Annotated in this window: 31 protein-coding genes and 1 tRNA gene; 13 read left to right on the forward strand and 19 right to left on the reverse strand. The window is 44.8% G+C overall.

What is annotated here, in order from left to right; translation table 11 throughout:
- Nucleotides 1–20: 20 nt before the first annotated feature.
- Nucleotides 21–671: a hypothetical protein gene (locus AZI86_RS04330; RefSeq protein WP_061833856.1), complete on the forward strand. Its 651-nt coding sequence runs from the start codon at nt 21–23 to the stop codon at nt 669–671.
- A 50-nt stretch (nt 672–721) separates the two neighbouring features.
- Nucleotides 722–797: transfer RNA gene (locus tag AZI86_RS04335), tRNA-Ala, on the forward strand.
- A gap of 4 nt (nt 798–801) precedes the next feature.
- Here AZI86_RS04335 and AZI86_RS04340 read toward each other — a convergent pair.
- A complete protein-coding gene (locus tag AZI86_RS04340; protein WP_061833857.1) occupies nt 802–1,620 on the reverse strand; it encodes a TIGR02147 family protein in 819 nt (272 codons plus the stop codon).
- Nucleotides 1,621–1,752: 132 nt separating this feature from the next.
- Here AZI86_RS04340 and AZI86_RS04345 point away from each other — a divergent pair, with 132 nt between their 5' ends.
- Nucleotides 1,753–2,916 (forward strand): hypothetical protein, encoded by a 1,164-nt coding sequence (locus AZI86_RS04345; protein WP_061833858.1) that lies wholly within the window; start codon nt 1,753–1,755, stop codon nt 2,914–2,916.
- Between the two features lie 9 nt (nt 2,917–2,925).
- Here AZI86_RS04345 and AZI86_RS19165 read toward each other — a convergent pair whose 3' ends face one another.
- The 9 genes from AZI86_RS19165 to AZI86_RS04385 all read right to left on the reverse strand — a co-directional run bounded on the left by AZI86_RS19165 (nt 2,926) and on the right by AZI86_RS04385 (nt 11,410).
- A complete protein-coding gene (locus AZI86_RS19165; protein WP_157684624.1) occupies nt 2,926–3,093 on the reverse strand; it encodes a hypothetical protein in 168 nt (55 codons plus the stop codon).
- A 137-nt stretch (nt 3,094–3,230) separates the two neighbouring features.
- Nucleotides 3,231–4,130, reverse strand: coding sequence for a 1,4-dihydroxy-2-naphthoyl-CoA synthase (locus AZI86_RS04350; protein ID WP_061833859.1), 900 nt, complete (start codon nt 4,128–4,130; stop codon nt 3,231–3,233).
- A 20-nt stretch (nt 4,131–4,150) separates the two neighbouring features.
- Nucleotides 4,151–5,176 (reverse strand): chorismate synthase, encoded by a 1,026-nt coding sequence (gene aroC / locus AZI86_RS04355; RefSeq protein ID WP_061833860.1) that lies wholly within the window; start codon nt 5,174–5,176, stop codon nt 4,151–4,153.
- The gene (locus tag AZI86_RS04360; RefSeq protein ID WP_061833861.1) at nt 5,173–6,996 is read right to left on the reverse strand and encodes a shikimate kinase; all 1,824 of its coding nucleotides are present in this window, start codon (nt 6,994–6,996) and stop codon (nt 5,173–5,175) included. Before AZI86_RS04360 ends, aroC begins: the two co-directional genes overlap by 4 nt.
- Nucleotides 6,993–8,168: a 3-phosphoshikimate 1-carboxyvinyltransferase gene (locus tag AZI86_RS04365; protein WP_061833862.1), complete on the reverse strand. Its 1,176-nt coding sequence runs from the start codon at nt 8,166–8,168 to the stop codon at nt 6,993–6,995. The genes AZI86_RS04360 and AZI86_RS04365 overlap by 4 nt, the downstream gene beginning before the upstream one ends.
- On the reverse strand, nt 8,161–9,213 hold the full coding sequence (locus tag AZI86_RS04370) for a 3-dehydroquinate synthase family protein (protein ID WP_061833863.1): 1,053 nt from the start codon (nt 9,211–9,213) through the stop codon (nt 8,161–8,163). The genes AZI86_RS04365 and AZI86_RS04370 overlap by 8 nt, the downstream gene beginning before the upstream one ends.
- Nucleotides 9,213–9,626: a hypothetical protein gene (locus AZI86_RS04375; protein WP_061833864.1), complete on the reverse strand. Its 414-nt coding sequence runs from the start codon at nt 9,624–9,626 to the stop codon at nt 9,213–9,215. Before AZI86_RS04375 ends, AZI86_RS04370 begins: the two co-directional genes overlap by 1 nt.
- Nucleotides 9,627–9,671: 45 nt before the next feature.
- Nucleotides 9,672–9,989, reverse strand: coding sequence for a hypothetical protein (locus tag AZI86_RS04380; RefSeq protein WP_061833865.1), 318 nt, complete (start codon nt 9,987–9,989; stop codon nt 9,672–9,674).
- Nucleotides 9,990–10,069: 80 nt separating this feature from the next.
- Nucleotides 10,070–11,410 carry a DEAD/DEAH box helicase gene (locus tag AZI86_RS04385; protein WP_061833866.1) on the reverse strand — a complete coding sequence of 447 codons (1,341 nt, stop codon included), beginning with the start codon at nt 11,408–11,410 and terminating at the stop codon, nt 10,070–10,072.
- 146 nt (nt 11,411–11,556) lie between these two features.
- On the opposite strand from AZI86_RS04385, the gene AZI86_RS04390 reads away from it, so the two are divergent.
- Nucleotides 11,557–12,081 (forward strand): YaeQ family protein, encoded by a 525-nt coding sequence (locus tag AZI86_RS04390; RefSeq protein WP_061833867.1) that lies wholly within the window; start codon nt 11,557–11,559, stop codon nt 12,079–12,081.
- On the opposite strand, the gene AZI86_RS04395 is transcribed toward AZI86_RS04390, so the two are convergent.
- Complete coding sequence (locus AZI86_RS04395) at nt 12,078–12,986, reverse strand: hypothetical protein (RefSeq protein ID WP_157684625.1); 909 nt, start codon at nt 12,984–12,986, stop codon at nt 12,078–12,080. The genes AZI86_RS04390 and AZI86_RS04395 overlap by 4 nt on opposite strands.
- Before the next feature lie 54 nt (nt 12,987–13,040).
- The gene (gene ung, locus AZI86_RS04400; protein ID WP_081111854.1) at nt 13,041–13,736 is read right to left on the reverse strand and encodes a uracil-DNA glycosylase; all 696 of its coding nucleotides are present in this window, start codon (nt 13,734–13,736) and stop codon (nt 13,041–13,043) included.
- A gap of 147 nt (nt 13,737–13,883) precedes the next feature.
- On the opposite strand from ung, the gene AZI86_RS04405 reads away from it, so the two are divergent.
- Nucleotides 13,884–14,285 carry a hypothetical protein gene (locus AZI86_RS04405; RefSeq protein ID WP_061833870.1) on the forward strand — a complete coding sequence of 134 codons (402 nt, stop codon included), beginning with the start codon at nt 13,884–13,886 and terminating at the stop codon, nt 14,283–14,285.
- Nucleotides 14,286–14,317: 32 nt separating this feature from the next.
- Nucleotides 14,318–15,274 carry an aldo/keto reductase family protein gene (locus AZI86_RS04410; RefSeq protein WP_061833871.1) on the forward strand — a complete coding sequence of 319 codons (957 nt, stop codon included), beginning with the start codon at nt 14,318–14,320 and terminating at the stop codon, nt 15,272–15,274.
- Here the strand turns inward: AZI86_RS04410 and AZI86_RS04415 are convergent.
- Nucleotides 15,271–16,089, reverse strand: coding sequence for a class I SAM-dependent methyltransferase (locus tag AZI86_RS04415; protein WP_061833872.1), 819 nt, complete (start codon nt 16,087–16,089; stop codon nt 15,271–15,273). The genes AZI86_RS04410 and AZI86_RS04415 overlap by 4 nt on opposite strands.
- Nucleotides 16,090–16,367: 278 nt before the next feature.
- On the opposite strand from AZI86_RS04415, the gene AZI86_RS04420 reads away from it, so the two are divergent.
- Nucleotides 16,368–16,637 carry a hypothetical protein gene (locus AZI86_RS04420; RefSeq protein WP_061833873.1) on the forward strand — a complete coding sequence of 90 codons (270 nt, stop codon included), beginning with the start codon at nt 16,368–16,370 and terminating at the stop codon, nt 16,635–16,637.
- Nucleotides 16,638–16,715: 78 nt separating this feature from the next.
- Here AZI86_RS04420 and AZI86_RS04425 read toward each other — a convergent pair whose 3' ends face one another.
- Nucleotides 16,716–17,600 (reverse strand): M14 family zinc carboxypeptidase, encoded by an 885-nt coding sequence (locus AZI86_RS04425; RefSeq protein ID WP_061833874.1) that lies wholly within the window; start codon nt 17,598–17,600, stop codon nt 16,716–16,718.
- A gap of 166 nt (nt 17,601–17,766) precedes the next feature.
- Between AZI86_RS04425 and AZI86_RS04430 the strand changes: the two genes are divergently transcribed.
- From AZI86_RS04430 to AZI86_RS04445, 4 genes are all read left to right on the forward strand, one after another.
- Nucleotides 17,767–17,982 carry a hypothetical protein gene (locus tag AZI86_RS04430; RefSeq protein ID WP_061833875.1) on the forward strand — a complete coding sequence of 72 codons (216 nt, stop codon included), beginning with the start codon at nt 17,767–17,769 and terminating at the stop codon, nt 17,980–17,982.
- A 167-nt stretch (nt 17,983–18,149) separates the two neighbouring features.
- A complete protein-coding gene (locus AZI86_RS04435; protein WP_061833876.1) occupies nt 18,150–18,479 on the forward strand; it encodes a hypothetical protein in 330 nt (109 codons plus the stop codon).
- Nucleotides 18,480–18,588: 109 nt separating this feature from the next.
- Nucleotides 18,589–19,308, forward strand: coding sequence for a transcriptional repressor LexA (gene lexA / locus AZI86_RS04440; protein WP_061833877.1), 720 nt, complete (start codon nt 18,589–18,591; stop codon nt 19,306–19,308).
- A gap of 23 nt (nt 19,309–19,331) precedes the next feature.
- A complete protein-coding gene (locus AZI86_RS04445) occupies nt 19,332–19,832 on the forward strand; it encodes a GAF domain-containing protein (protein WP_061833878.1) in 501 nt (166 codons plus the stop codon).
- 73 nt (nt 19,833–19,905) lie between these two features.
- Here AZI86_RS04445 and AZI86_RS04450 read toward each other — a convergent pair whose 3' ends face one another.
- Nucleotides 19,906–20,340 (reverse strand): DUF2147 domain-containing protein, encoded by a 435-nt coding sequence (locus tag AZI86_RS04450; RefSeq protein WP_061833879.1) that lies wholly within the window; start codon nt 20,338–20,340, stop codon nt 19,906–19,908.
- 87 nt (nt 20,341–20,427) lie between these two features.
- Nucleotides 20,428–20,799, reverse strand: coding sequence for a TraR/DksA family transcriptional regulator (locus AZI86_RS04455; protein WP_061835053.1), 372 nt, complete (start codon nt 20,797–20,799; stop codon nt 20,428–20,430).
- Between the two features lie 269 nt (nt 20,800–21,068).
- Between AZI86_RS04455 and AZI86_RS04460 the strand changes: the two genes are divergently transcribed.
- A complete protein-coding gene (locus AZI86_RS04460; protein ID WP_061833880.1) occupies nt 21,069–21,599 on the forward strand; it encodes a hypothetical protein in 531 nt (176 codons plus the stop codon).
- Nucleotides 21,600–21,602: 3 nt separating this feature from the next.
- On the opposite strand, the gene AZI86_RS04465 is transcribed toward AZI86_RS04460, so the two are convergent.
- The 3 genes from AZI86_RS04465 to AZI86_RS04475 all read right to left on the reverse strand — a co-directional run bounded on the left by AZI86_RS04465 (nt 21,603) and on the right by AZI86_RS04475 (nt 23,196).
- Nucleotides 21,603–22,031, reverse strand: coding sequence for a hypothetical protein (locus AZI86_RS04465; protein WP_061833881.1), 429 nt, complete (start codon nt 22,029–22,031; stop codon nt 21,603–21,605).
- 135 nt (nt 22,032–22,166) lie between these two features.
- Nucleotides 22,167–22,493: a hypothetical protein gene (locus AZI86_RS04470; protein WP_061833882.1), complete on the reverse strand. Its 327-nt coding sequence runs from the start codon at nt 22,491–22,493 to the stop codon at nt 22,167–22,169.
- A gap of 94 nt (nt 22,494–22,587) precedes the next feature.
- Nucleotides 22,588–23,196 (reverse strand): TetR/AcrR family transcriptional regulator, encoded by a 609-nt coding sequence (locus AZI86_RS04475; protein WP_061833883.1) that lies wholly within the window; start codon nt 23,194–23,196, stop codon nt 22,588–22,590.
- A 148-nt stretch (nt 23,197–23,344) separates the two neighbouring features.
- On the opposite strand from AZI86_RS04475, the gene AZI86_RS04480 reads away from it, so the two are divergent.
- Nucleotides 23,345–24,634, forward strand: coding sequence for a penicillin-binding transpeptidase domain-containing protein (locus AZI86_RS04480; RefSeq protein WP_061835054.1), 1,290 nt, complete (start codon nt 23,345–23,347; stop codon nt 24,632–24,634).
- Nucleotides 24,635–24,680 lie beyond the last annotated feature (46 nt).

Here is a 24,680-nt window from a genome sequence, read left to right on the forward strand (position 1 = left end):
TTTCTGTTTTAGATGAGCGCGTGGGCATTTTTTCATTTTTTCTTTTTTCGATGGCATGCACGGATCTTTACCAAAAATCCGGCGCATTTGAATTTCAAAGATTCCAAGGCGATATCAATTGCCAAGTTTTAGCCTCACCGGCGGATGCCGGAACTGATTACTTTCGTTCCGCCGTCTTTACCGATGAAGGCATGTTTATGGTCTTTAATTCGTATGAGTACAACAAAGGCACGGACGGCGCCCGCGTATTTTATTTTTTCCCTCGCACGCGCATGCCCGGCTTTGAAAAACAACCTAACGGTGAAATGTTAGTGCAAACTTCTGCGTCTGGAATTTCTATTACTTACGATAAGTCTGAACGTCGCTTTGCAGGGATGCTAGGTGGAACTTTAACGGAGGATCCCAAAGTTCACCCGGGCAACAACGGCGGTGTTGAAATTCGGGACGTAAAAACATTGTGGCTGGATGTGGGATTCAAATTTAAAGGCGACCCAAGTGCGGATGCATCGCGGTCTTCGATCTTTACCGATGTCACTGGTCAGCGCTGCGAAGTTTCTAATAAAGAAATCTTTTCTTTCACCAGTGATGGCGATTCGTTTTTTAAATTTACTGACTCAGAACTGAAGGCATTTTTAAAAAATCGCTGCCCAGCACTGCATGTGAATTTTTAAACTTGATTCAGCCTCAGACTGGGATATGTTAGTACTTCCATTCGAAAAATGGGGCAATAGCTCAGCTGGGAGAGCGCAACGCTGGCAGTGTTGAGGTCGTCGGTTCGATCCCGATTTGCTCCACCAATTTCTAATCTTTGCTTACTTCAAAGAAATCAATCACGTTCGCAAAAAGAACTTCTTCTTCCGATGGAGCGACGACTTTAAGATTTTCTTGAATCAGATCAGCAATTTTTCTTTTAATGATTTCGGCGTCTTTGCGCGATAGTGAATAAACGACCGAGTAGTGAAGATCTTTTTGCAGACTTTTTTCTAAGGATTGAATAGCTCTTGCACGCCAGTTGGCGTGATGGGTGCGAACTAAGACAGAATCTGAAGGCAAATGAATGTGCGTCTGTCCCATCTTGACTGTACCGGCCTCGACGTGAACCAGTCCTTCTGATTCTAAAAAATGAAGCGCCTCATGCACCACTTCTAACTTTAGACCTAGATAATCCGCGATATCTCGCGCCGAATTCATATCTTTTAAAGAAGCCGCTATGTGTATCGCCGTATAAATCCAAGAGCTGTAGTACTGGGCTCGCGCTTCGGTTGAAATTTCTCGATTCGTATTGACGCGATTTTTTAGGCGCACTCGCTCTTGTCGCATCTTTTGGATTTTGTCTTCCAAAAATTTTTTATAATTCGCGCCCGTGGATCGGTGCAATTGTACCAGAATCAAAAAGTAATCTGCTTCGTCGGTGGTGTGCTCTAAAAACTGTGAAGCCCTATAGGCTTGATCTAAAGACAGTTCGGCCTTACCCGTTAGCACCTGAGATATAAACGAGCTTTGGCTTTCGATAGCTTGGGCAAAGCGAGAACGGATACCCACAGGGTTTCCAGGCTGTTCAAAAAAGGCCTTTAAATAGGCCTTATAGCTATTAAAATCAAATACCGTTTTTTTCGTCATTTCCTATAGATATACGGATTTTTTAATAAAAAATTAAATATTTAATTAAAATTTAATTACAATAATCTATCGCAGCGCGTCTTTGGTCTGGCATAGTGCCCTCAGAACAAACAATCCCCCGAAGGAGTTTTTATGAAAAAGCCAGAAACAAAGCACAACTTGTGCATCCTAAACTCAGGTATGAAGCTAACGAATTCATCTCTTACCAATACGAGATCAAGCCGCCTTTTCGCCTCTTTGGCGGTGTGCTTGACGCTTTTTGCGACGGCCTGTTCTGAAAATGGACATACACCGGCAGCATTAACAGCCCCTGCGACCCCAGCCCCTATGGCCGACGGTTCTAGCAGTGGAGGCGGAAGCTTTGGTGACGAGAGTTCTTTAGCACTTTTAAAGCGTGCCGTGGCCGAGCTGCAACAAGAAGTTAAGTTCATTAATTCAAAATCCTTGCCCGCTCAGTTTGATAAAGAAAAGTTTTTATCTCTGCTTAAAAATCTAAGCCTAGAGCCAAACAACACGACTTCACGTTATGACCGTGAGCTGATGTTTGATTATGAAAACAAGGACGGCGCCCAAAAAATTAAAGTTCTAAGTCTGTTCTTTAAATCTCACGCCGCCATTCCGGTAAATACCTTGGGCAAGGTCAAAGTCACTCCCTATGTCGACGAAATTAAATTAAAGCTTGTCCATGAGGCGGCCCATGTTTTCGGTATAGGTTTGACGGAAGAAACGGACAAAGATGCTCGCGCATTTTCTCAAAAATTTATTGAGGCAAAAGAGTTCAATAATTTTTTCTGCCTGATTGGCGATCCAGATAATAAATTTCCGTACGAGAACTCAAAAGGCTCGTGGTACGAAGAATTGAAAACAAATGTTACATTGGCTCTTAATCGCGCGACGGGAGCTGGGAATATCGGATCCGATTCTAACTTAGCCCTAGATCTTTTCGGAGCATTTTTAAATCCCCCAGAACTTAAGGGTCGTTGGAACGTCCGCTCATTCGCTATGCCAGCAGATAAAAGGGAAGCATACTCCATGCCTTTGCCTTCACGAAATGAAGCCTTCGGGGGCATCGTCGCCATGGACTGGACACCACAGCAGCAATCCGACAGCGAAATCATTTACAGCTACACCGGGCGCAGATTCATGTATCTTGAAGCCGGAGAGGGACTTGGACCTATTTCCGAAAAGCTTGTCTTAACAAAAAAAGAAGACTTGAAATGGGAAGGCTTCGGCAGTTGGATTGATAAACTAGGCGAACCGATCACATTCAAAATTGAATGCCGCGAGCAACTGTAACAGCTTTTGTTAAAGTCCTTGGTCCGTAGCTTTGCTCGGACCTAAATCCCCGCCGCCGACAGGTGTTTCCATCGTTGGTTGCGGTGGTGTTGGATCGGGAATGATCTTGCGGCTTGGACAACTCCACAGTGCGAATCCGACAAAAATAGAAATAATAAGTATGAGCGCTATTTTCATACTCCCAGTGTGGGGAGGGATGAATATTTTGAGTATCTGTTTTAAGTCAAAATAAAAACAGGAAGCCTTGTAATGCTTCCCGTTCGGGTTTTTTACTAATTTTTAAGACGAGCCCCGCCTTTAAGCGAGAAGGGTTCTTAGTAATGCCAAGGGAATTTGGTGAAATCTTTCGGACGTTTTTCAACAAATGAATCACGGCCTTCTGCAGCCTCTTCAGTTCCGTAAGCCAAACGTGTGGCTTCACCGGCAAAAAGCTGTTGGCCGACTAAGCCATCATCGATCATGTTAAATCCAAACTTCAACATGCGCATCGCTGTTGGGCTTTTTGAATTCATTTCTTTGGCCCATTCTAACGCAACTTTTTCTAATTCTTTGTGTGGAACCATGGCATTGACCATGCCCATGTCGAAAGCTTCTTGTGCGGAATAGTTGCGACCCAGGAAAAAAATTTCTCTGGCGCGTTTTTGTCCCACCATGCGTGCTAGGTAAGCCGAACCATAACCACTATCAAAACTTGCGACATCAGGATCGGTTTGCTTAAAGATCGCGTGTTCTTGGCTGGCTAAAGTCAGATCACACACCACGTGCAATGAATGACCGCCCCCCACCGACCAACCTGGAACTACGGCCATCACCACTTTAGGCATAAAGCGAATCAAGCGTTGGACCTCTAAAATATGCAAACGACCCAAGCGCGCTAAATCCACTTTGCCTTTAGCTTCTTGATCTTCATATTTGTAGCCATCTTTACCGCGAATGCGTTGATCCCCGCCTGAACAAAAAGCCCAGCCGCCATCTTTGGGTGAAGGACCATTGCCCGTGATAATAACGACACCGACATCGGCCGTGATGCGTGCGTGTTCTAAGGCCGTGTAAAGTTCATCGACCGTTTGGGGGCGAAAAGCATTGCGCACTTCAGGGCGATTAAAGGCGATACGCACTGTGCCTTGGCCTTTCGCGCGATGATAAGTGATGTCCTGGAATTTAAAGCCGGGAACTTCTGTCCACCATTCAGGATTAAAAATTTCTGAAACCATAACTCTCCCTGTGGGTCGATTTAATATTTATCTGTTTTAGACCAAAGAAGATGGTCTGCCAACACCAGCCATGTCATGGCTTCCAGCACCGGAATGGCGCGGGTCACGATGCACGGATCATGTCGGCCTTTTTTTGCCACGTCTAAGATAGAACTTGTGGGCTTAAAGGAAACTCGTAAAAGAATATTTTCACCCGTAGAAACCCCACCGCGAATACCGCCATAGACTTGGCTTTCTGGTGTGTGAAACGCCGTGCCCGGCGTTTCCGTGGCTTCAAAGCCTGCGCCTAATTCAAAACCATTGGCGGCTCCCACGCTTAAGAATGCCATCGCCAGATCTGATTTCAATTTATGAAATACAGGTTGCCCCAGATGGGCCGGAGGATTTTCAATCAGAATTTCCGCAATCCCCCCATAGCTTTCGCCATTTTCTTGGGCTTTTTTTAGAAGCTCTGAAACTTCATTTTGATTTTTTGCAGGGAAACGAGCCTGACAGGCATCGATATTTGTTTTTGCAACTTGGGCCTTTTCCGCGTCCGACAAAGTGAGGGGCCCAATTTGGGCTGCATAACCAATCACACGAGTTTTAGGACTTGCATGCTGCATATACATCTGTGCCACCGATCCCGCCATCACGCGCGATACCGTTTCGCGTCCCGAAGATCGGCCGCCGCCTCGATGATCGCTGTGCCCAAATTTATTTTTCCAGACATCATCGGCGTGGCCAGTGCGCGCCGAATTTTTAATTTGGGAATAATCACCCGATCTCGCGTCTTGATTACGCACGATCATCGCGATCGGGGTGCCTAAGGTTTTGCCTTCAAAAACGCCACTAAGCACTTCAACCTGATCACCTTCATTGCGGCCCGAGACAATTTGTCCGCTTCCGTGTTGGCCGGGACGACGGCGCTCCATCTGCGTTGTTAATAGGGCCTGATCAAAATTCACTCCCGCAGGACAACCATCAACCACTACACCCAGGGCCGCGCCATGGCTTTCACCAAAGCTTGTGATCACAAATCTTGAACCAAATTGATTGGCACTCATGGTTGTTCCTCTCCGTTACGCCAAAAAAGTCTTTGGCCTTGAGCTTGAGTGGTGAACATTACTAAACCGGATTGATAATTCGCCCCGCACCCTTGGGCGTATTCCCGCCCTAAAGAATCTTCTTTATAATTCAAGTCATACACCATCGCCGGATTCCAGGATTTAGGTGGCATGATTGTCTCTGGTCCTCGTGGTGCTGCCCAGATAACAATCTTTGGGCTTAGGTTCAAGGCTTCTTCGGAACCCTCACGCGGTGTTCCTGTGCGGGAAGAAAAATAACTGGCATGGGGTAAGGTTTTCTTTAACATGCTCAAAGTTCCGCCACCTCCCCACACGAAGATTTCGTGCTGAAGAGGCGCAATCATGCCAATACCTTCTATCAATTCTAAAAATCCTTGTTCGTCCGTCGATGTGCCGGTCCACTGTTTTGTCTTTTTATTCCAAAGCAAGGTGTTTACTGCCGAGTGTTCCACGCCTAAAACTTTACCCGCATTTTCTTTATGAGGGGCGGTCACCGCGGCATGAGTCAGTCCCCATGCTTGCAATTCACGAAACGCCTCACCCCATTCATTTCGCTGAATCTGTACGGCCAGGACCGGCATATTCTTTTTATAAAAAAAGTCAGAATGCTCTAAAGGGGTAAAGCTGTGATAAACAGGATCACCCAAAACCGCTGCGAAATTTACAGGCTTTGCGGGAGTCATCATCCATGCCCACAAAGAAGGTTGATCAGGAGCACTGCCGTCGTCTTCTTTAATAAAATTAATCAGCTGTTTTTCTTTTTGTAAAAGCCGATACCAGGCCCAGCGACCGGATTCAGATCGAGGAAGAAAGCTGCGACGTGCGCCTTGCGCATTTTGCCAACGGTAAAAACGCATCAAAGTTTTAAAATCCAAAACTTCCGGCGCAAATTTAAAATGTCCGGCCTTGTTTTCGTAAGCGGAGGCCGCTTCGAAATGTTCGCTATTATGCAAAGACAGAATCAGCTTATCACTAGGCACATGCGACAAAACTTCTTCCGGCGTTCCAAGTTCCCAGGCCCAATCAACCCAAGTGGCTTTTTGAATGCAAGATCTAAAAAACTCGCCCGTGAAGTACGCTTCATCATAGGGACGGCGACGCAAAGAAAAGATAAATTTTTCTGAAGGCAAATCCACTAACGCTTGGGTGATTTGTTCCGGGGTTAATAAATCATCGCGCAATTCAAAAAAAGCCATGCCGCGATTTTTAAAGCGTTCCACAAACCCCTGCCAACGTTGAGAAGTCTTAAACATCTCGGGCAAAATCGTCATTGATCCGCGGATATCTTGCAATTGATGCAAAAGAATTTTCTTTTCGATTTCCATCGCGTGATGATGATTTTCAAAAACCCCTTCGGCCATCAAGTAAACTTCATCAGCGTGTTCGCGATAATTCTTTTCACGCACTTGGGCGCGCTTGTAGAATTCCTCTAACGGGGAAAGATCTGGCTCTAAACGCGGACGATTCAAAAAAATCCGACCGTCACGATCCGTGCGACGCTTCACCCACAACACATTCACTGTTTCTGGAACTACACTTAAATCAAAGCCCGCACCCAAAACAATGGTGATATTCTTAAAAGGCTGCTGCAGCATCTCTAAAAATACCTGCCGCTCCATTTCGCGGAAATAAGCTTCGCCGTGTTCTAAAAACAATTCACGAATGCCTTTGCCTATTTTTTTTTCGATTTCCGCATCAAGATCAATGAACGTGGATTCTTCATCACGAGCATAAAGACGTAAACGACGTAAAAGCTCGGTCTTACCGGTGCCGCGATGACCGACGATCACTCGCTTCATGGCGTCAGCCCGATCATCCCCCAGAATTCAGGGAAGCTTTTATTAATAACATGCGGGTCTTCAACATGAATGTCGTGCCCCTTTAGCTTCATTAAAGCTGCGGCCATCACCATGCGATGATCTTGATCAGGGTTAAAACGGATGTTCTTTTTTAATTTTTGCTGAGGATTCCCATGAATGATCATTCCATCCGGAAGAACTTCATGCTGAACATCCAACAGTTTAAACAAATCCGCCACACGCTGAATGCGATTCGATTCTTTTAGCGCCAAATGAGGCGCCCCATGCAGTTTAGAAACCCCGTGCGCCCAGGAACAAACCACGGCCAGTACCGGAAATAAATCGGGAGATTGAAACAAATCAACATCGACAGACTTCATCGACGGGGTTTGTTTCACCGTTAAGATATGACCCGCCAAAGTAAAATCAATATTCATCTTTTTAAAGACATCTAAAAAGACCAAATCCGGCTGAGAGCTTTTTTCTGGAAAGTTATTAATAGTGACTTCGCCGGCTAGGGCCCCGGCTGCCGCCATGGTAAAACCAGAACTTAAATCAGGCTCAACCGTCCATTCCAATTTACTGATGCGTTGACCTGAAGGAATCAAATAACCACGCTCGGTTTTTTTAATTCTCATTCCCATTTCTTTGACCATCTCTAACGTCAGTTCAAAATAGGATTCAGAAACTTTATCACCGGTCAGTTCAAACTCTAAATCAAAATCCAAAAGCCAGGCGTTGAGCACCAAGGCCGAAGCGTATTGGCTAGATTCCGAAGTATCGACAAAAATAGGATTGCGAGGGCGCTTCCAGCCTTCGCCCATAATAAAAAGCTCATTGCCCTTCACTTTGGCTTGGACACCTAACTGTTTTAACAGAGCCAGCAATCCGCCTTTAGGTCTTTGCATAAGGCGCGCGGTGGCTTCTAACGTGTGGACCCCTTTTTGGCGAGATACTCGCAAAGCCATAAAACGAAACGTGGTGCCGCCTTCTCCACAATCAATGCGATTGCGATCGCGGAAGATCTTTAAACCCTCACGCATGTGACGGACATCATCACAGTTTGAAAAACCATGCAGATCTAATACCGGAAAAAAGCTTTTAACAATCAAGGCGCGATTGAAAATAGATTTAGACCCCGGAATGTCGCCTTGAAAGTAAAACTTATTCATATGTATCCTCTTCAAACTGACGGCAGATTTCGACAAGGATATCATCCACGCTGACTTCTTGAATAACAGGTTTCCCCGGAGACTTTAAAAATACAAAGCGCACCTTCGTGGAGCTTGTTTTCTTTTTATCGCTTAACAAAAGCTGACGGAAATCCTTTAACACGGGAGCTTTTGCTGAAAACAACTCATCACGAACCGGCGACAAAAGATAAACCGCAATCGCGGTGGATTGAATTTTTTCAAACTCCGCCGGGCTCATAATCTTTCGCTCCAAACTCCACTTTAAAGCGAAGTCCATGCCGTAATTAATAGCAATCCCGTGTGGAAGCTGGTGATAAGATTCTAAGATGTGACCAACGGTATGCCCAAAGTTAAGAATATGACGAAGTCCGCTTTTTTCTTCAGGATCCTGAGCCACGATCTTAAGTTTGCCATCAATAGCCCTTGGCAAATAGCGCCACAGCATGTTTCCATCGACTTCTTTTTCAGACGAAAGATCTTTCCATAAAGTACCACCTTGAAGCCAAGCGATCTTTAAAAGCTCACCGAAACCTTCGAATGCCCGGGATTCAGGCTGTGACATCAAAAGTGATTTTACTAGGATTGTTTTGCCTGCGGGATAGAAAGTTCCGATTTGGTTTTTAGCTTTACCGACGTTTAAGGCCGTCTTACCACCATGGGCAGAATCTAAAGCTGAAAGCCAGGTGCTGGGGATATGCATTAAGCCCACACCGCGCTTTAAAATGCTTGCAACAAAGCCCCCAAAGTCCCCCACACTTCCACCGCCGACGACCACCAAGGTTAGTTTGCGACTGGAAGTGTTTTGACAAAGGTCGATGATTTTAGAAATGTGCTTTGGAAAATGCTCCACCGCTTTTAAAGATTCACCAGCGGTGACGGCGTATTTTTTATCAAACTGGCTTTGCCACTTTTTAAAAGACAAAGACTTTTTGATCAGCACTTGGTCATAAATTAAAACCCGCTCTTCACCCAGGTCTTGAGGTTTTGGGAAATCCTGAATGAACAGCAGCTGATTTTTTTTCATTAGTTAGATTCTTTGAACTCAGCTTTCGCTTTGTCGTAGGACTCTGTCAAATTATCCCAAGCTTTACTAACGCCGGCTTTCATTTCAACCCAGGCATTGCCAGAACTCTTTTTTAATTTTGCTAAATCTCTTTTCAAAACTTCTTGGCGAGTTTCAAGGGCTTTTACCTGAGAGCGCATTTCATTTTTTGTTTCGCCCGTTTTCTTTGCGGCTTTGGCGCTCAGCTCACTGATTTCTTTTTTGATATCCGCAAGCTTTGCTTCCATGTCTTTTTGGAATTGTTCTTTTTGTTCTTTGGTGTAATCAGCGGCGGCGGCAGCTGCTTCTTTAGTTTTAGTGGTGACTTCTTGGGAAGTCGTTGCGTAGGCCAAGCCACAAGTGAAGGCAAAAGCGGCAAGAATGATAAATTTCATACTGATCTCCGTTTAAGTTGAAGGAGACCAGTTTACTATGTGCCGTTATTTAACTTCAAGAATATTGAGTTGAGTAGAATCAAATGTGACGCTGACAGGCTTGTTGGCCTTAAAAGCATCGTTCAGTTTTTTCTTCATGGCATCAAAGTCTGCCACGTCTCGTCGTAAATAATAAGAACCCGCATTGGCGTTAAAGAGAATGACCGTGCCTTCATCGTCATCGCGAATTTTTTTGATTGTATCGGTGAACGTCGATTTACCTTGCGATGCCACCTGGCGGTTTTTAACCGCAAGACCTGCCTGCGCATGATTGACGCCGACAAATGAAAACAAAGCGCAAATCAGAAACAATACCATCTTCATGAGAGCTCCTTTGATCCTTCTATCTTATCTACACTGAGGGAAACGTCTAGAGCTCTAGACCTTAGTCCATCAAAGATGCTTTAGAAACGCTTCCCACGCTTTTCTGGGCCTTTACCGGAATTCGAAGCCTTCGGTTTATTGTTTGATTTACTTGCTTTGTCGGCAAACTTGCCTTTAGCTGCTGGTTTTTCAGCAAACTTACTGACCGTTTTTCCAGTTGGCTTCCCTTTGGATTTTCCGGCAGGAGCTGCCTTTTTTGAAGGATTATTTGGCTGAACACGAGAGTTGAATTTAGATGAGTCCCGAACCTCAGGTAGTTTTCGTCTCTCAACTTGCGCGATCAATGCCTCATCACGTTCCGTAACTAGGTTGATGACAAGGCCGCTGCGACCGGCCCGTGCAGTACGACCCGCGCGATGCAAGTAATTATCAAGCTGTTTTGGCAAATGATAGTTGATCACGCGATCCACACTCGGGATATCTAGTCCACGACCCGCAAGATCTGTTGCCACCATCAACTTTACTGAACCATCCGTGAATTTTTTTAAGTTTGTGCGACGTTCATTTTTTTCCATCTCGCCACGATAGATCACAACCGGGTGACCTTTGTCAGATAATTCCTTAGCAAGCTTATCACATTGCTCGCGAGTGTTCGTAAATAGAATTGTCCGCCCGCTGTTAGGCTCATTTAAAATTTTTTCTAACAACGGCCAGCGAAGGCCATCTTTTACGATGCGGTTTTGGGTGATCAAAGTTTTAACCACCTTCCCGCTGCCCGCACTTTTAAAGATTTCTGCATTAGAAAAAAGAGTGTGAATCAGCTCTTGCACGGACGGAGAGATCGTCGCCGAAAATAGCGCCAATTGAACATCTTTCGGGCAATCATGATAGATCTTATTTGTGTCCGGTAAAAACCCGTGATCCATCATTTGGTCGGCTTCATCAAAGACTAAAAAGCGCACATCAGTGAGATTGATGAAGTCTAAATCCATCATTTGGGTCAAGCGACCCGGGGTTGCCAAAAGAATTTCGAATTCGCCCGAGGTGTTGCGACGAGCTTGCTCCATTTGCATCCCCCCCAAAGCCATACGTACACGCAACCGAGTATCATGAGTCAGGGTTTTAAAAACTTTCGCCACCTGCTCCCCCAACTCTCGCGTCGGCACCATCACGATGGCACGGGGCATGGATTCAAAAGACACCGGCGCACTTTTTTCTTCCATCTCTTTAAGCGCATGCAGAATGGGTAAGGCATAAGCCAAAGTTTTACCGCTCCCCGTTTCGGCAATACCAACCACAGATTGTTGGGACATCATCATCGGAATGGTGTTTTTTTGGACTTCCGTGGGTTTCGTGATTTTTTGATCTTTCAAAGATTTTAATAGGGAGGGCAATAGACCAAAATCAGCAAACGTACTCATAAATATTCCTTAGAAAATGACTGGAAACCCACTGTAAGCTCACCCGCGCCCGGCGCCCACCAAAATTTCATAAAGCCTTAATATTTTTGTAGTTTCTAAAAATATTACTTGGTGCAAATCAGGGGTTTCTTCACTAAAGTGGCCCCATGCTTTACCGATTTCAAATCGATCTTTCAGACATCGATCGCAATATTTATGAAACCTTGGATTTCCGTGCGGCTTTGCACCCTTCAGAAGCCGCCCCTTACCTTTTAAGCCGAGCTCTGGCCTATGTCCTTTCCCACCACGAGGGCATCGAGTTTTCACCAGGGGGCTTAGGGGATCCGGAGGCCCCGGCATTAAGAATTCTGAATTTACGCGGCGAAATTGAAACTTGGATTGAGATCGGCAATCCTTCGGCCCGGAAGCTGCATAAGGCTTCAAAGACCGCAAAAACAGTTCGCATCTACACATATAAAAATCCGGAAGTTTTATTAAATGAAATTCGCACCAATGACGTACACCGGGCTTCAGAATTAGAAATCTTTGCGTTTGATAATAAGTTTTTAGATCAAGTGGCTGGCAGATTAGAAAAAAACAACCGCTGGAACCTTTTAGTCCAACAAGGACAATTAGATTTAACTATTGGCGATGAAACTTTTTCTTCGCTAATGCAAAGTCTTAAGGTCTAAAGTGGCTTCCAATCGCCGAACTCGATTTCCATTCTGTCTTTATCAACGCCCACCAAGTGGCGATAGATCCTTTCTACAGAAAAGCTCTCTTTCCATTTTTGCAGATTTGCAACATCTCCAATGGCATCGCCCCAAAAAATAACATAGACTTCCCGTACGGCATCAATATTTTTTGCCGGCACCGGTTCTGTGACAATTTCTTTTTCCTGAGTGATTCCAATTTTTTCGGTATTCACTCCTAAGACATCTTTAGCCCGATATTCATAGGTCACAAATACGATGGGGTCACGAGGACCTCCTTCGATGCTCCTTAAAGTCATAAGCACCATTTTATACTCGCTCTTAAATTTTGTCGCGTAAGCTGCCTGTTCAGGTGGAAGGCTCTTTTCATCCACACCATATCCCAAAACATCTTCATTTTCAGATTCTTCTTTTCTCAGTTCGTCTCTACGTTTCTCTAACTTCGCTTGATATTCAGGATTGAATCTTTCTAGATACCTCTGCCTGGAAGCTTCACCGGGAAACTGATTACGCATCTCGTGAACGGGGATAAAACCACCGTTAAAAATCTGGCGATTGTTTGGGTCCGAGGTGAATGAGACGTAGTTCGAAGTCCCGCTCGAGTTCGGTTTTGAATGAGCTAAAATAGAACCACTGAATTTCTCTTTATTTCCGATAAAGCCTTCGGATTTAATAACTTGTGGAGGGCGGCTGTCAAAGCGAAATGCGGTCACAACCTGTGCCGTTAAACCCACGTCGGCAGCATCTTTAATTAATCCCTGAGAGGCGTGAAAGATATTCTGACAATGCGTTCCATATGCAGAGGCGGAGATTGACACCATGGTGACCACAGATATGACAGAGGAAAACACTAAATAAGACTTGAGCGCATGAATTGCTTTCATGTGCTTTAGATAATGCAATCTTAAGTCCATTTCGATTGTCTCGATTTGAGACAGCTAGTGCCCGGTCAAATCCCAGTTAATCGGAGCAATACCTTTGGATTTTAAGTAAGCATTCGTTTTTGAAAAGGGTTTCGCGCCAAAAAAACCACGATGCGCTGATAACGGTGAGGGATGCACGCCTTCAATCACCAAATGTTTTTTACGATCCACAAACGCGGCTTTTTTTTGCGCGTAAGATCCCCACAAAATAAAAACCAAGTTTTCTTTTTCTTCGTTTAAAACATGGATGATTTTATCAGTGAACTCTTCCCAGCCCTTTTTCTGATGGGCGGCGGCTTTGCCATCTTCCACCGTCAAAACAGCATTCAACAAAAGCACCCCTTGCTCAGCCCACTTCATCAGTGAACCACTTTTCGGAATGGGAACTCCCACATCACTGTGCAGTTCTTTAAAAATATTTTGCAGCGAAGGTGGAAAGCGAACCCCATCGCGCACCGAAAAACAAAGTCCATGCGCTTGCCCTGGTCCGTGATAGGGATCTTGACCCACGATGACAACTTTCACTTTATCAAAGGGCGTTAAGTTCATCGCGGCGAAGTATTCATCGCCTCGGGGATAAATGGTTTTCCCTGCTGCATACTCCGCTTTTAAGAAAGAACGCAATTGAGTCATACGCTCGGTCGAAAACTCTTCCGCCAAGTGAGCTTTCCATGATGAATCTAACTTTATCTCGTTTTTACTTTGTTTCATCTCACCCTGATACATGACATTAGTCCTGGTGCGGGATTCTAATGCAAACCTATTCGATTTCAAAATATTTTTTAAGGTTCCTTGAACTTGACCAGACAAAAAAGGGACCCATTGTTAGAATAGATTAAGAGGAAAAGGAGGATGCCGATGTCGACTCTTCTAAATCCCACCATTGAAGATATTGAACAAAACCCAGAGGTTAAGTCTTTCATTTACCAGCAAATCGCTGAATTTGAAGCCTTTGTGACGCCGCAGACAATCGTGGCTGTGGTCGCTCGGGATCCTAAAAAATTAGCGATTCAGTATGAAACAGAAGGCCGTGATTTTGACCTCAAAGAACTTCGCAAACTGTACCGCATTGGTATCGTTTTGACCGAGGCCGGCGCCAAGGTTGAAGCGGAAGGCGTGCATGAAGATATCTTTGAAGCGATCAAACTGGCAAAAGACAATCTTTTGAAAGAGCTGATCACAATTCAAGATTCCGTCGTGAGTAACCAAGATAGATTGATTGAGATCAATCATTACTTGCAACCCCCCGTCCTTCATTAAGATACTGGGCTCCGAAAAGGAGCCCTTTTTTTATGTTTAATCCAAATATGCCTTATCGAAATGCAGGCCGCAGTGGCCTGAAGCTTTCTAGTTTTTCATTGGGAGGCTGGACCACTTTTGGGGGCAGCGTTAAAGACTACACATCCGTAAAAAGTATTCTGAATGTCGCTTATGACCACGGTATCAATTTTTTTGATATCGCTGATGTTTACGCCAAGGGCGAATCGGAAAAAATCATGGGAGCGGCTTTACGTGAATTGCCGCGACATGAGCTTGTTATTTCTTCCAAAGTATTTTGGCCGATGAGTGACGACATCAACGATAAAGGTCTTTCACGTAAACACATCTTGGAATCCGTAAATAAAAGTCTGCAACGCATTGGCACTGACTATTTAGATATCTATTTTTGCCACCGCTATGATCCAGAAACTCCGGTTGAAGAAACCGTGCGCATTATGGATGACCTGATTCATCACGGAAAAATTCTTTACTGGGGCACCAGTGAGTGGACCGCCGATCAAATTCAAGAAGCTCTAGATATCTGTGACAAGGGCGGTTACTACAAGCCTCAAGTCGAACAACCGCAATACAGCCTGATCGCTCGGGAAAAATTTGAGTCCGCCGTTCAAGGAAAAACCATCGATAAGGGTCTTGGAGTCGTTACTTGGTCACCGTTGGCCTCGGGCTTGCTTACCGGGAAATATGACGACGGCATTCACGGCGGTCGATTGGCAAAGATGGATTCGTTAAAAGACAACCTGTACACGGAAAAAAATCTTCAACGCGTCCGTGACATGAAAAAATGGGCTGATGCTTTAGAGTGTACTCGTGGACAGTTGGCCTTAGCATGGTTGCAAGCTCAACCGGGCTTAACCAGTGTGATTTTAGGTGCTACTTCAATTGAGCAGCTGCAAGAAAACTTGGGCGCGCTTAAAGTTAAGATCACGCCCGAAGTAGATAACGAACTTAAAAAAATATTTAGCTATTAAGGCTTCATAAATTTTAAAGTCATGCGATCGCTTTCGCCAATCTCAGCATAGCGCTCGCGGTTTTTGTCGCCTTCCGCGTATGAGGGCGGCAAAGTCCAAACACCCTTAGGATAGTTTTTTGTGTCTTTAGGGTTGGCGTTGATTTCAGATTTAGCCACCAGTTTAAAGCCCGCTTTTTCCGCCATGCGGATGACTTCTTTTTCAGGGACGTAGCCAGATTTGTATTTCTTGTCCTGTTTTTGGTTTTTGCCGGCACGATGTTCAACCACACCCAGCACGCCACCTGGTTTCAAAACTTTGAAAAAAGCTTTGAAGGCCTCTTTTTCGCCTCCTGATGAGGTCCAATTATGAACGTTGCGGAAAGTAAGAACCATGTCCGCTGAATTATCTTCGCCGATACTCACCATTTTTGGCGGAGCGAAATCAACAACCGTTATTTTGCTTTCAAGTTCTGGATGAGACTTTGTCCAATCCAAGAATTTTTGTCCGCCCGCATAAACACTCACTGGAACTGCGGCCGCGATGTATTTGCCTTGAGTACTTAAGTAGGGAGCTAAAATTTCTGCATACCAACCAGCGCCCGGAGAAATTTCCACCACCGTCATGTCGGGCTTTAAGCCAAAAAATTCCAAAGTCTCAGCGGGATGGCGATATTGATCGCGTTTTTCATTTCCCGCAGTACGGAAATGGCTATTTAAAGCTTCCGAAATAGTTGAGGGAAAAGGACCATGGGCGGGCGCGGGTGCTTGAGTCGGTTTTGAACTGCATGCTGCAAGGGCGATTCCGACAAGCGAAAGAAGTGCGAGACGTTTCATCAAATTTCTCCTTTATAAAAACGACTGGGATCTAGAATGTGACGGCCGTCGACATCTGACAATAAACTTCTCGCATTGACTCGGACCTATGAACGGAAGTCGAAGCATTTTACGATGCGTGTTGACACCCCAGGCGTCGCAGCATCAAACACTTTACCTGGCGCACCAATTTTTTCATCGTAATATTTCAAAACTGACTTGCTGTTCAATGACCTGTGATCAACGATACCGATCACAACAAAAAGTATAAAACACAATAACTCAAAAAGGAGAGTCTCATGAAACTATTGTCTGTTCTTGCGATCGGTTTGTTCTCTGTTGCGGCCCATGCAGGAAGCGTTAACATGACATGCGAAGAAGCGCGCGCCGACTACAATGCCGATGGCCGCATCTATGTCACAACAGGTTCTGGCGATATCGTACCTATTTACGGACTTGTGCAAAGCTGCCCTCCATATGGTCAGTACATGGAATCTCCATACTGGGTGCGCACGACGGACAACAACACTTGTGTTCTTGGCTATCGCTGCATCGACAACCGCGACTAATTCGTTTCGGTTTTAAAAAATAAAAAGAGGAAGGTTTTTGGCCTTCCTCTTTTTTTATTTAAACTATACAGATATCTCTTAATGTTCCGCAGCTACCGGCAACATAGGAGCAGGAGATTGCACTTCGCCCTTCGCATTTTGTTTGTTCGTTTCTAATTTCACTAGCGAACCAATGATGTCTTGCAACTGCTCAAAAGGTGTTAAGTTCGGTGGAAGATTTTCTTTTAATTCCATCGTCAACACCGGCGTACTTCTTTCTAACCACATGTAACGACCTAGGCTTCCCGGATAATTCCCTAAAGACTTCCACGGAAGATAATCGAATTTTGGTGGCGGCGAAACTTTCGGACCATCAAAGTCCAAAACCTTTAAGGGCGTATGCACGGACACGATAAAGTCTGGTTTGAAATCCTCTAGGTGATGAAGCGCACATTTTGTTTCCGGCTCACTCGCAGCCATATCCCCGGGATAACGACGCGGATTTGATTTCGTCGTGCGCTTCCAATTTTCAATCGCTCCACTGGCCCAATCTTTTGTGGGGAAGTTGCGATTGATATCAATCTTGTTTGCGTTGGTACGCGTTTTATATTTCACGCCATCCGGATTTAAAACAGGAATCACACGCCAAGAGTTGCGTGGATCAATGCCTTCTAAACGCTCCATCCAATAACGGCCCACGGTACCCGCCGGAGTTTCATCTCCGTGAATCAAACTGAATACCAGAACCTTCTTAGCACCGGGCAAAGAAGAAGTTTTGTTGTAGTGATAAATAGGTCGACCTTCTCCGCTGACACAAAGGCTGTCGACAGACACTTTTTCACAGGCCTGCTTTAAGAGCTTGTCGTCCCAAGCTCCCGGGAATTTTTTTAGATCGTTCATGCAGTCTTGCTGAAGATTCACAAAGTCGGCCTTTGCAATCGAAGCAACTGACAAAACCATCAGGACATTTAATAGTGTTTTCATAGACCCCATTTACTTCTATTATCTACTCCCGCGCGAATTCTCTCAAGATGAGAAAATAGGAATTTTATGCGCCAAGGTGAGAATCGTTACAAATCGACTAAAGTCCAACCGCCCTTCGTCCGTAAAGTCACTATGTGATTTTTAAGACTCAAGGTCGGAGGATACGATGGTAAATAGAGGTGGTTTTAGTTTTGTAGCGATGTTGGTTATTAATCCCATCGTGATACTGTTTTATCAAAACTGCTCAATGACTCCGGTGAGTCATGCTCAAAACAGCCCCCCTGCCAGCATTCGCCAGATCGCGTCTGAGGCTAAACCTGTAGCGGTGCAGTATACGCCCGGTTGCCAGGACGAAAAACAGGCCTGCTTGAAAGCGGAATAACCGCTAAGCCTTTCAATTTTAATGAGAACTTTAGTGACTCCGATGTCGGCAACGAGATCGGAGTTATTCTTTTTGTGAATATTCGAATTCTTTCTATGCCTTTTACTTATCCTTAGGGCCTCGGTAGAACTTGCTTAAGAAGCGACGTTCAAAACAAGGAGGCTTCAATGAAATTTCTAATCGCAGCTCTCATTTCTTCATTCGCATTTATGGGCCCGGCTCACGCATTTATCTCTTCTGAAGAGCAAGATCAGCTTTTAGTAGCTATGAATAAACTCAATCCCTCACAAGTGCATTTTCAAGAGGTGCGTTGTTCTGCTCGCAGTCGTATGTGCTTAGTACGCATGGAGTTGGGAGCAAATAAACTTCCTGTGGGTTGTGCGATTGAGCGTATCGCGAGTTCTGATGATTTGTTCGTGGTGAATTCCGCGGGCATGCAGCTTTCCGCTTATTCTGCGAATGCTTTAAACCAATGCATTGAGGGCTTTATCCGTTAGGATAGGCCTTTGGTGCGCGGATTTGCTGTTGCGCATCTGGACCTTTTAAAATATTTAAAAAAGCGTCTTGACTTACATATAATTTACACTGTAAGTTCATATGTAAGTTATGACAAAGAAAACGCCCCTCCCACCACTGACACCTAAAGAAAAATCTGTTCTCGAGTTTATCGAGGAGCACATCTTAAGTTCAGGAGTTTCTCCGTCATATCAAGAAATTAAAGATCACTTTGGTCTGGCATCGTTTAATTCTGTTCAGAATTATTTGAAGCAATTGACCGCCAAAGGTTATATCGAAAATCCTTTGGGCCAAAAGCGAGCGATCCAGGTGCTTCATTCTGCTTCGGCATTTCAGGAGCGCCAATCTAAATTAGTCTCGACGAAGACAGGATCTCAAAGCTCACAGCTCCTCCAGGCACGTGATGAGATCCTGTCCCTTCCCCTTCTTGGGAAAGTGGCTGCGGGTCTCCCTATTGAAGCACTTAAACATGATGAGTTTGTCGATGTCCCACCTTCAATGGTGCGCAATCCTGCAAAATCTTTTGCCCTCAAAGTCCAAGGTGATTCGATGATTGAAGACGGTATTTTTGATGAAGATATCATTCTTATTCAAAAACAAAACACCGCCGGCAATGGGGATATCGTTGTGGCTACTGTGGAAAACGAAGCCACGGTGAAACGCATCTATGTGCGCGCAAAGCCCGACAGTGGCTCTTCTCAGAAGCTTGTGGAACTTCGCCCTTCTAATTCAACGATGAAATCCATGTGGTATGAACCTGAACAGGTTGAAATCCGTGGGATTGTTGTAGGACTTATTCGCAAGTTCTAAGATTTTGTGCTATTCCCTGTACAATGGAAAGCACACGCATTGCTATCGATTATTCAAATAAAGAAAAATTCTATAAAGAACTTCTGTCAGAAGTAACTGGCGTTCTTGAACCCGAATGGTTCGTGAATCTTGCCAATATCTCCGCACTTCTTAATCAGCACTTGCCCCAAATTAACTGGGTGGGTTTTTATCTCAATCATAACGGTGAATTGTTATTAAGTTCTTTTCAAGGCCTGCCGGCGTGCACACGCATCGCCTTCGGTAAAGGGGTTTGTGGAACAGCGGCGGCAACGCAAACCACGCAACTTGTGGCGGATGTCGATCAATTTCCGGGGCATATTGTGTGTGATAGTGCTTCGAAATCTGAAATCGTGATCCCAATGATCAAAGACGGAAAAGTTTTAGGTGTTTTAGATATCGATGCGCCGGTTTTAAATCGATTTGACCACGTTGATCAGAAGTATCTGGAACAAGTCGTCGCTTTGATCCTTTCGAAATCAATATGGCCTAACAGCCTGATCTAAGATGTGCTCCTGGGAGTCGGTTTTTAATACTTCTGAAAAAAGATGCTGGCCTAAACCAGCATCTTTTTTTGAATTAAGGCTCTTTGATCCAGACTTGGCTGCGCCCGATAAGGCTAAAGCCAATAAAGCCGCGAACCTCTAGTTTTTTTCCATCATCTTTCAGACGCAAACGACAGCTATAAGTTTTTCCGTTATTAGGATCTAGAATTTCGCCCTTAGACCATTCTGAATCTTTTTCGGTCTCTTTCATGTTCCACATGATTTCAAGTCCGACGATAGGTTTGTCTTTCTTATCCCCTTTGCACTTTTCACAGACAGGATTTGGTTTTTCGGGATTCAATAACTCAAGGATGTGGCCTTTGAACTCATCCCCGACTTGAGTAATTTCCACGATAGATTTAGGCTTACCCGTCTCATCATCAATGGTTTTCCATTTGCCAACAACCGGACTTGTCGCCCACACAGAAAGTGGCGCCAATAAGACCAACATCGTAATTAGTAATTTCATAAAACCTCCTAAAAATCTTAAAAAAAAGGGATGTCGATTTCACCAACATCCCTTTACCCCTCGAGAATATTTCAATTTAAATATGAACTAACCGCGCGCGTAGCGTTTGTTCATAGATTCGCGGATTTCAGCACCTTCGATGCTTAAACGCGTCCAAGGAATCGCACGCAGTCTTTCTGGTTCGATTTCTTCCTCGGTCTCTTCGCAAAAGCCAAAAGAGCCATTTTCAATACGAGCCAAGGCGCTTTCGATTTCCATGAGCTGCGAACGAAGTCTTTCGTGCATGCTTAGGAACTCTTGTTCAGCCAGAACGCGTACAGTTTGATCACCCTCATCGCCGCCCTTTTCCTCGTTTTGATCCAAGTTCGAACGAGCTTCTTTTACTCTGTTCAGAATGTCTTGTTTCGAAGCCAAAAGCTTTGATCTGCATTCCGTTACGAGTTTTTCAGAGATAGCCATCGTGCCCCCCATGTTCCCTCCAGCGTAAGTGCCAATTTGGAACTGACATATTAAGTTCTACTGATGTAATTTTTGCAAGCAAAAAATCTTACATAACCTTAAAACTACGCAAGATAGTGGAAATCCTGACATTTCGTTGAGCTCTGTCCTCATTTAGTTATCGAAAAGTCCACAAAACCCTACTTTCTGCCGCGTTCTTACCCGCCCATCACACGTAGCGTTAAATTCTAAAACTTGGCCCCACGAAAGGAAACTGTTAGGTGAGTTTCATGCTTATTATTCTCTTTTTGAGTCAGTTTTTATGGGCCCAAGATCCGCATCTAGAGGGCGTTTGGCGTCAGCCCTGCCTAAATCAAGCCCTTCGCACCGAAGACTTTAAAGGCACGTCTGTGACGTTCACAGAGAGCTATTTTGCGGACAAGGTTTGCGGGGAGAGATTGCTCGACTTCACAAGCTTAGGAGCCTTTGCAGCTAAAAGTGGGAAAATTGATTTTGCATTCAGTCAAATCAACATCACTCTGCATAATATCCACTACGTCGACGACTATAATGACCGTCAAGTTTGTGGCATTAGCACCTGGCAGGTAGGTAAAGCCGAAAATGTAACTGGAAAATTCTGCGAGATTTTTGGCCCAGGGGTAGGACTGCAAATTCCCCCGCAAGGGCAAATGAGATACGGGATCTATAAGATAGAAGAAAAACGGCTGTATTTTGGCCGCCTTTCTTTAGAGCATGATTCCAGTTCTCCCGAAAAGCGACCTCAAGAATTCGACGAACGATTTTTCACTCGTCAGAATTAAAACTTATAAAGTGACATAAACAGCTTCCAAGTCACCTTGGAATTTTAAGTTACTATTCGTCTGCAACTTAATAGAAACCGATTTGCGAATACCCATGATCGTGATGATTTGGCCTTTCACTAAAGAGCCGTCTTCAGCAACGCTCTCTCCTTTAAACGGGGCTGTATTCGGACCTAAGCGCAAGATACGTTCTTTCACACTGATATCATAAACCTCAGCACTACCATCATTAAGATAGATCGCCAAGGACTGGCCTTCCATCTGCACGCGAGTGCCTAGGCAGACTTGCTCTACGTTTAAAAGCTCAGAACCCGCCGATGTTGCAGCACGCTTTGAACACAAGGATGGTACGAAAGTTCCTGGCAACTTAACATCGGCTTTTGCCACGATGGTTGAAAGCATCAATGCTGAGGCTAACAAAACCTTTTTCATAAATTCTCCTTAAATAATTACGATATCTCAGCGGAGGAAAAAGTTCGGCGACCTACTATTAATTCGGTCGCCTCTAACTCTGGGATTTTCTGATTCACTCTCCCCCGAGAAGTGGTCAGAAGATAAATATCGGAATTACAAACAGGCCGACACGCGAGCAATCAAGTCCGCGGTCGCTTGGTTTAACTGATGGGCCATTTTTTTACCTTGAAGACCGCGATGACGAAAAGCTTCTGCCGATTTTTGCATGGGCTTAGCTGCGGGTTTTACCGCATATTCTTCAAGAGCGGTGGCAAATGTTTCGTGATTGTTCACGAGGCTTGTCATCATCACTTGTTGGGCTTTTTGCATCGCCTTTAATTCTTGCTTCAACTGAGAGCATGAAGCCGCATCTGGGGCGGTCACTGCCGAAGCAGTAACAGCGATTAAAAAAGTGAAAATCAGGGTCACAAGAGACTTCATCAAAGCAAGAACCTTTCAGTTTGTGAGCAACCGTAAAAGCAAGGTTCTTGCCACCTCAGATAGCTTTTAGGGCTATTAGAGGTGACATTTTAGGCTAGGACTTAAGAAATTTTTCAAACTCGTCTTTTGTTTCGCCAGCCGTGTAAGGCAAAAGCAAACGAGCCACGTGACGTTTACCACGCTCGATACTGCGTTTTCCGGCTGTCTTTTCCGCAGATTCAAAGAACTGCAAGAACGTTGTCGACATCGCCAGCAAAGACTCGGCAATATACTGCATTTCTGAAACTTCGGCGATCTTTGCCATTTTGCCGTCCTTCACCCAGTGACGGTAAAGAATGACCATTAACTTCATCATTTTTTGAATATGGTCACGCCACATTTTTGCAAGCTGTGGATCTTTACGGCGAAGCGCATACATTTCGCGATGAAAGAAACGATACTTCCAATAAAGTTCGAAGTTTTCGTTGATGAAGCCCAATGGGGTGTATTTTTTGGTGCGACGAGGGCGCCAAACATCGTAGGTTTCTTTCGCCATACGACGGAACAACTCTTCTAAAATTTCTTCTTTGTTGTCATAGTGAAAATACAGATTGCCCGGGCTGATATTCATGGCCTTCGCAATGTGATTGGTCGTGACGGCGACGACCCCACTTCGGTTAAACAAATCGACAGAGGTCATTAGAATACGTTCTTTGGTCTTCATGTATTCCAGTCTTTAGTCTAAGTCCCTCGAGGAGTCACGCACGAATAGCCTTGAAATGGGCTCTAGAAGAAGCTTTCCGGCATATTAGTTCTGTCTTAGTTCGAGATTGGCCTTGAAAGTGGTTATTTTTTGGTGCTACCATGAAAAGATGCATCCCAGAAATAATCATAAGCTATTAAAACTATTCGCATTTTCAGGCGTGTGCCTTTTAGGCCTCTATTCTCTTTTGGGTGTTTCGGCATTTGAAACCGAAGAATCTCAAGCGCACCGAAAAATTTTAAATCAACTTGAACTTCGTTCTCAATTTTCAAAAGCGATTGGCGAACACGTTCGCAATAATCAATTTCCTGAAAAGGTAGAGATCCCATGGAATGGGGACAATCAAGCTGTCACCATGACATACACGATTGATCCGAATCTGCAAAAAGAAGCAGATCGCTTACTGAAGTCTTACAAACCTGATTACGGTGCGATCTTTATGATCGACGCGATGACTGGTGAAGTTTTGACGATGGCAAGCTTTCAACGTGATGACCCGCAAGCACCGAACCTAAATCTGCAAGCGACTTTCCCCGCCGCTTCAGTTTTTAAAGTTGTGACTGCGACGGCGGCGGTTGATAAAGCCGGCGTTCTTCCTGAACATAAAATCCGTTACAACGGTGGCGCTTACACGCTTTACAAAAAAAACGTGCTTTCAGATCGCGTGACTCGTTGGACGAATGTGATTTCATTGCGTGATGCTTTTGCTCGTTCTATCAACACGGCATTTGGTCGCTTAAGCATTGAAAACTTACATCCCGAGGACTTAAACGAATACGCCAATCGCTTTATGTTCAATCAAGACATTCCTTCAGACTTCCCTGTGGATATGGGAGTCGCCTACATCCCACCGGAAAAAGGTTTTGAACTTGCCGAAGCGGCTTCTGGTTTTAATAAATCCAATCGCATGAGCCCGGTTCAAGGCGCGATGATTGCGGCCGCAGTCGCCAATGACGGTGAAGTTGTGATTCCATATTTCGTACGCAAAGCCCAAGCTTCTTCGGGCAATTCTTTGTATGAAGGCAGCACGATGAATAAAGGTCCGATCATGACCAAAGAGTCCGCAGCAAAAGTGCGCGAATTGATGGAACAAACTGTCACGGCCGGAACATCTCGCCGCTCCTTCCGTCCGATTTTAAAAGATCGCAAATTCCGTGAAATCGAAATGGGTGGAAAAACAGGTCACTTAACGGGTGATAATCCACGTGGCCGTGTGGATTGGTTTGTGGGTTACGCGCTGGATGGTGAACGCAAAATCGCCGTGGCCGCGATCACCGTGAATAAAAAATTCTGGACAGTGAAATCTGCGCACCTAGGACAAAGCATGTTCCGTAAGTATTTCGGTCCGGTGGTTTCAACACCGATGACAGACCGCGTGATTTCTTCTGCGAGTCATTAGCTCTCAATCCGACCAAATTCGCGCCTTCCCTGAAAATAGTCAGGGA

The sequence above is a fragment of the Bdellovibrio bacteriovorus genome, assembly GCF_001592735.1.
GTDB lineage: Bacteria > Bdellovibrionota > Bdellovibrionia > Bdellovibrionales > Bdellovibrionaceae > Bdellovibrio > Bdellovibrio bacteriovorus_D.

Coding starts and splice junctions, on each gene's coding strand:
- AZI86_RS04340 (WP_061833857.1), bottom strand. CDS start 1,620: ATGACGAAAAAAACGGTATTTGATTTTAATAGCTATAAGGCCTATTTA.
- AZI86_RS04345 (WP_061833858.1), top strand. CDS start 1,753: ATGAAAAAGCCAGAAACAAAGCACAACTTGTGCATCCTAAACTCAGGT.
- AZI86_RS19165 (WP_157684624.1), bottom strand. CDS start 3,093: ATGAAAATAGCGCTCATACTTATTATTTCTATTTTTGTCGGATTCGCA.
- AZI86_RS04350 (WP_061833859.1), bottom strand. CDS start 4,130: ATGGTTTCAGAAATTTTTAATCCTGAATGGTGGACAGAAGTTCCCGGC.
- aroC (WP_061833860.1), bottom strand. CDS start 5,176: ATGAGTGCCAATCAATTTGGTTCAAGATTTGTGATCACAAGCTTTGGT.
- AZI86_RS04360 (WP_061833861.1), bottom strand. CDS start 6,996: ATGAAGCGAGTGATCGTCGGTCATCGCGGCACCGGTAAGACCGAGCTT.
- AZI86_RS04365 (WP_061833862.1), bottom strand. CDS start 8,168: ATGAATAAGTTTTACTTTCAAGGCGACATTCCGGGGTCTAAATCTATT.
- AZI86_RS04370 (WP_061833863.1), bottom strand. CDS start 9,213: ATGAAAAAAAATCAGCTGCTGTTCATTCAGGATTTCCCAAAACCTCAA.
- AZI86_RS04375 (WP_061833864.1), bottom strand. CDS start 9,626: ATGAAATTTATCATTCTTGCCGCTTTTGCCTTCACTTGTGGCTTGGCC.
- AZI86_RS04380 (WP_061833865.1), bottom strand. CDS start 9,989: ATGAAGATGGTATTGTTTCTGATTTGCGCTTTGTTTTCATTTGTCGGC.
- AZI86_RS04385 (WP_061833866.1), bottom strand. CDS start 11,410: ATGAGTACGTTTGCTGATTTTGGTCTATTGCCCTCCCTATTAAAATCT.
- AZI86_RS04390 (WP_061833867.1), top strand. CDS start 11,557: ATGCTTTACCGATTTCAAATCGATCTTTCAGACATCGATCGCAATATT.
- AZI86_RS04395 (WP_157684625.1), bottom strand. CDS start 12,986: ATGAAAGCAATTCATGCGCTCAAGTCTTATTTAGTGTTTTCCTCTGTC.
- ung (WP_081111854.1), bottom strand. CDS start 13,736: ATGAAACAAAGTAAAAACGAGATAAAGTTAGATTCATCATGGAAAGCT.
- AZI86_RS04405 (WP_061833870.1), top strand. CDS start 13,884: ATGTCGACTCTTCTAAATCCCACCATTGAAGATATTGAACAAAACCCA.
- AZI86_RS04410 (WP_061833871.1), top strand. CDS start 14,318: ATGTTTAATCCAAATATGCCTTATCGAAATGCAGGCCGCAGTGGCCTG.
- AZI86_RS04415 (WP_061833872.1), bottom strand. CDS start 16,089: ATGAAACGTCTCGCACTTCTTTCGCTTGTCGGAATCGCCCTTGCAGCA.
- AZI86_RS04420 (WP_061833873.1), top strand. CDS start 16,368: ATGAAACTATTGTCTGTTCTTGCGATCGGTTTGTTCTCTGTTGCGGCC.
- AZI86_RS04425 (WP_061833874.1), bottom strand. CDS start 17,600: ATGAAAACACTATTAAATGTCCTGATGGTTTTGTCAGTTGCTTCGATT.
- AZI86_RS04430 (WP_061833875.1), top strand. CDS start 17,767: ATGGTAAATAGAGGTGGTTTTAGTTTTGTAGCGATGTTGGTTATTAAT.
- AZI86_RS04435 (WP_061833876.1), top strand. CDS start 18,150: ATGAAATTTCTAATCGCAGCTCTCATTTCTTCATTCGCATTTATGGGC.
- lexA (WP_061833877.1), top strand. CDS start 18,589: ATGACAAAGAAAACGCCCCTCCCACCACTGACACCTAAAGAAAAATCT.
- AZI86_RS04445 (WP_061833878.1), top strand. CDS start 19,332: ATGGAAAGCACACGCATTGCTATCGATTATTCAAATAAAGAAAAATTC.
- AZI86_RS04450 (WP_061833879.1), bottom strand. CDS start 20,340: ATGAAATTACTAATTACGATGTTGGTCTTATTGGCGCCACTTTCTGTG.
- AZI86_RS04455 (WP_061835053.1), bottom strand. CDS start 20,799: ATGGCTATCTCTGAAAAACTCGTAACGGAATGCAGATCAAAGCTTTTG.
- AZI86_RS04460 (WP_061833880.1), top strand. CDS start 21,069: ATGCTTATTATTCTCTTTTTGAGTCAGTTTTTATGGGCCCAAGATCCG.
- AZI86_RS04465 (WP_061833881.1), bottom strand. CDS start 22,031: ATGAAAAAGGTTTTGTTAGCCTCAGCATTGATGCTTTCAACCATCGTG.
- AZI86_RS04470 (WP_061833882.1), bottom strand. CDS start 22,493: ATGAAGTCTCTTGTGACCCTGATTTTCACTTTTTTAATCGCTGTTACT.
- AZI86_RS04475 (WP_061833883.1), bottom strand. CDS start 23,196: ATGAAGACCAAAGAACGTATTCTAATGACCTCTGTCGATTTGTTTAAC.
- AZI86_RS04480 (WP_061835054.1), top strand. CDS start 23,345: ATGCATCCCAGAAATAATCATAAGCTATTAAAACTATTCGCATTTTCA.